Genomic DNA, 2,161 nt, shown 5'->3' with positions numbered 1-2,161 from the left:
GGGGTGGAGCACGGGAGCGCGGGAGCGCCGGAGTCCGTGCACCGGCCCCGTGTGCCCGGGCGAGCGGCACGTCCCTTACGCTAGGGCCGGGCCCACCCGCCTCCAATGAGGGAACCCCCTAAGGGAGTTGGGCAGGGAAAACCCTCGGTCGTACCCGGCGGCGGCCCTCACCGGCACCCGTCGGCGGCCCTCACTGGATCCACGCGGTCAGTCAACCCGCGCCGCGCTCACTTCGCGCGCCGGCCCGCCGCCAATCGGACGATGTCGACGCGCGAACGGATCCCCAGCTTGCGGTAGACCCGGGTCAGGGTCGCCTCCACCGTCTTGACGCTGACGTACAGCCGCGCGGCGATCTCCCGGTTGGTCGCGCCCTCCATGACCAGCGCGGCCACCTGACGCTCCATCGACGCGAGCCCGTCCAGCGCCGCGAGCCCGTCCGGCGCCGCCGGCACGGCCTCGGGCCGGGCCGGGCGGGCGGCGGCGGCCACCTCCACCCGGCGCAGCCACGGCAGCGCCCGGCAGCGCCGGAACAGACGGGCCGCCTCGTCGTACGACGTCGGCCCTGGACGCCGGGAGCGCAGTTGGGCCAGTGCGAACGCGGCCCGCGCCTCCTCCAGGCCGTTGCCCAGTTTCGCCAGCCGGTCCTGTGCGGACGTCAGCCGGGCGACGGCGCCCTCCTGGTCGCCGCGGGCGGCCCGCACCAGCGCCTCGGACCGGTCGAGTACGGCCAGCACGCTCTCGCGGCCGAGCCGCATCGCGTGCTCGCGGGCCACGTCGATGACGTGCTGGGCCTCGGCCGGCTCCCCGGTGCGCACCAGGGCCTCGACGAGGTCGCCGTGCCAGCGGCCGCGCGCCGGGTCGGTGATGCCGAGCCCCAGCTCCAGCTCGCCCACCCGGCGCAGCGCCGCCACGGCGCCCTGGTCGTCCCCGGCGACGAACAGGGCGTACCCCAGGGCGGCCAGCGCGCGGGAGAGGTACATCAGGTCGCCGTCCTCCTCGGCGTGCCCCACCGCCTCCCGGGCCAGCGCCAGCGCGCGCCCGGGGTCGCCGCCGGAGGCCTCGGCGAGGGAGGCCAGCATCGCGGAGGCGCTCTCGCCGATGCCGGTGTCCCGGGCCATCCGCAGGCTCTCCCGGGCCAGGTCCAGGGCCCGGCCGCAGTGCCCGGCGCGCAGTTCGGTCTCGGCGAGCAGGCGCAGGTAGTGCACCTCGCTCTCGACCATGCCGCGCCGCCGCACCTCGCGCAGCAGCCCGGTGATGGTGGCCCTCGCCTCGGTCAGCCGGTCGCTCATCAGCAGCCAGCGGAAGCGGGCCGAGACGACGCCGTTGTGGTGGCAGGCGACGTACGGGTCCTGAGGCTCCTTCAGCGCCCGCTTGATGGTGGCGGGGGCGTCGGGGTGGCCCATCAGGGTCTCGGTGGAGGCCTGGAGGGCGAGCGCCATGAGCTCGGTGCGCCGGTCCCGGCCGCGCGCGGCCAGCTCCGCCGCGCGCGAGGCCTCCTGGCGGGCCTCGGCGAAGTCGCCCTGCACGACCAGGCCGCGCCAGGCCAGCTGGTAGTGGACCAGGGCGAGGAGCCGCGGGTCGTCGCCTGCGTCGGCCAGCGCCTGCGGGAAGACGGCGTCCACGTCGCCGAGGGCCTGCCCGGCGGCCTCGATCACCACCATCCAGGCCCGCACCCGCTGGGCGGGCACGGCGGCGCGGGTCAGCACCTCGCGGGCGATGTCCCGGGCGAGGTCGACCTCGCCGGCCGTGATGGCGTCCTCGGCGGCCTGCAACCGCCGGACATCCGGGCCCGGTTCGCTGTCGGCCGGGGTGTGCCGGGCGGCGAGCAGCCCCAGCGAGGCGGCCACCGAGGGTGCCCCGCGGTCCCGGGCCAGCGCGGCGGCCTCGGCGAGCCGGGCGGCCACCTCCGGGTCGGTGCCGGTGGTGGCCAGGGCCAGGTGCCGGGCCCGCTCGATCGGGTCGGAGGCCGCGGTGGACAGGGCGGCGTGGGCGGCGCGCCGCTCCTGGGCGGGCGCCTCCGCGTACAGCGCGGCGGAGATCAGCGGGTGCGCGAACCGTACGGCCGGGCCTTCGGGTTCGGTGGCCAGCAGCCCGAGTTCGGCGGCCTGCGCGCACTCCGCCTCGGCGTTCTCCCGGCCGGCCGCGTGCAGCAGGGCGGGGG

Annotated in this window: 1 protein-coding gene; it reads right to left on the bottom strand. The window is 77.6% G+C overall.

Features of this window, described 5'->3' with window-relative positions; all coding sequences use genetic code 11:
- Positions 1 to 227: 227 nt before the first annotated feature.
- A partial coding sequence (locus C1I97_RS35750; protein ID WP_111007096.1) for a helix-turn-helix domain-containing protein occupies positions 228 to 2,161 on the bottom strand: 1,934 nt, incomplete at its 5' end.

Origin of the sequence: Streptomyces sp. NTH33 (genome assembly GCF_003236365.1) — a bacterium.
Taxonomy (GTDB): Bacteria; Actinomycetota; Actinomycetes; order Streptomycetales; family Streptomycetaceae; genus Streptomyces.
Note: the sequence above shows the minus strand (reverse complement) of the source record. Positions and strands in the feature narration are given on the sequence as shown.